Genomic DNA, 1,406 nt, shown 5'->3' with positions numbered 1-1,406 from the left:
TAATGTACTTTTGGTATTGAAAAGTACACACACCAAATAAACTCTAACGAGTTTCATTTTAAAAATTATGCAGCTTTCTTTTGTTTTCCAAACCCATTATACTCATAGACAACACCCATAATATCAAAGATAGTTTTCTTCTCATATCGATGAGATTTCCGTCCATTCTTCTGTAGGAGGTCGAACAAACGGATTAAAATCTTTGTTAGATTTTGGGTGTTTCTCTGTATCGCTTGATATAACAGCGATACATGATCTTGAATCATCCCAATGGCTTTATATTCACTTAATTCTCTTTTGTTCTTTTGCAAAAGAAGTTTACGCATCTTAAACATCGTAGAAGAACAGATAAAGATGGCAATAAGTCTTCCATACACATGACATTCTAATCGCTCTTTTTTGATAGTTTGCCAATGATGAATTTGAAATAAGGATTTCCACGTTTTAAAAATAATTTCTATTTGCCAGCGAAGGGAGTAAAAGTCATGTATTTGTTCCATCGGAACAACTCCTTCAGGCGTATTTGAGACATATATGTTGATACCCGTTAATCGTTTACTCTTTTCTGAAAATGTAATACCCTTTTTACTTTCAGTGTAACTTTGTTTTTTTCTACGTTCCTGTATCTGTTTGTCTGTTAAACGATAGATAATTACACGTGTGAATAGTTTTTGATTCTTTCCAATGTAAGCTTCTTTTATTTCGTATGTTTGACCGGGTTTTAAATTGTTCATAATATGTTCTAAATCAACTTGGATATACTGTGATTGCTTTTTTACGGTTCCGTTTCGAAAGTATTCTGGAAACGGATTTTTTACATACACGGTATGGTTTAATTTTAATCTGGATATATAATAAGCACCTCGTTGATCCATTTGATCTAAGTCTTCTAATGAAAAATAACCTAAATCACGGATACATAAATCGCTTGGACGTAATGTGTCTAAGCATTCTGTTCCAAAGGTCTTATCATTATTTTTTCCTGGACCTATCTGAAAGTTTAGAAACTGTCCGCTATGTAAGTCATATTCTAATTGAATCTTGATACCCGCTGTTTGTGCACAACCACCTGATCCAGGATATACATGGGCTAAATGTTTTGGTACTTGGAAAATCGTCGCATCTAAAATACGAATTCGTTGAAAATACGTGAGCGCCGCGCTTGAAATGGCCGATGTTTCACAGATTTTACTTTTCCATAATGCCGAAAAAATATATTTCAAAAATTCAACCGCTTTTTTATCAAAGCGTTTATTGAGTCCTTCTGGACTCATAAGAGTGCCTGTGGCCGCATGTAATTGACTGCATAGTCGAACAAGCGAGTCACTCGCTGTACGTTGACTTACCCAAATACATATGGTAGCTAATTCATTTCCAGAAAACTTTCGTTTTCTTTTTACAAAACC

Annotated in this window: 1 protein-coding gene; it reads right to left on the bottom strand. The window is 34.3% G+C overall.

The genetic code is table 11. The annotated features are described in order from the left end of the window. Positions 1-65: 65 nt before the first annotated feature. The coding region (locus PDQ68_RS28550; protein ID WP_270694805.1) for an IS4 family transposase at positions 66-1,406 on the bottom strand (1,341 nt) is incomplete at its 5' end.

Origin of the sequence: Bacillus cereus group sp. Bc010, from assembly GCF_027716745.1 — a bacterium.
Taxonomy (GTDB): Bacteria; Bacillota; Bacilli; order Bacillales; family Bacillaceae_G; genus Bacillus_A; species Bacillus_A pacificus.
Note: the sequence above shows the minus strand (reverse complement) of the source record. Positions and strands in the feature narration are given on the sequence as shown.